General features: G+C 60.1%; 1 pseudogene. It reads right to left on the reverse strand.

Going from position 1 to position 569, the window contains the following annotated elements:
* Position 1 precedes the first annotated feature (1 nt).
* A pseudogene (locus AD949_RS00015) lies at positions 2-569 on the reverse strand (IS5 family transposase); the annotation flags it as partial.

Below are 569 nucleotides of genomic sequence, written 5' to 3' on the forward strand. Positions count from 1 at the left end.
GTTATGGCTTGATCCAGTCTGCTGCGGCAGCGATGTGGATGACCGCGAGAAACGACGTTGCTGTTTTTTCATATCTGGTTGCGACCGCGCGCCACTCCTTGAGGCGAGCCCAGAGGTTCTCAACGAGATGCCGGCACCGATAGGCCCATTTTGGGCAGGCAACCGGGTCATCGCGTCGTTTCGCGGGAATGGCCGGCCGGGCTGCCATGTCCCATATCCGTTCACGAAAGGCGTTCGACGCGTAGCCCTTGTCCGCTACGACCCACAGGGGAATGGCGGGAAGGCTGTCGAGCATGGCTGGTGCCAGAGGCAGTTCATGAGCCTGTCCGGGAGCCAGCGCAAAACCGAAGGCTTTTCCATGTCCATCAGCGATCACGCAGGCTTTCGTGCCATAGCCGCCGCGAGAGCGGCCAAGTGCTTCACGATGGTCTCGCTCTTCGAAAGAGGCCCCTTTTTTGGGCTCCCGCCGCCTTGTGGTGAGCCCTGATGTTTGTGCCGTCCAGAAAAGTCATACCGAGTGCCACTTCCTGTTGGTCCTGAACCAGTTCGAGCAGGCGTTCCCATACGCC

It is taken from the genome of Acetobacter orleanensis, assembly GCF_001581005.1.
Taxonomy (GTDB): domain Bacteria; phylum Pseudomonadota; class Alphaproteobacteria; order Acetobacterales; family Acetobacteraceae; genus Acetobacter; species Acetobacter orleanensis.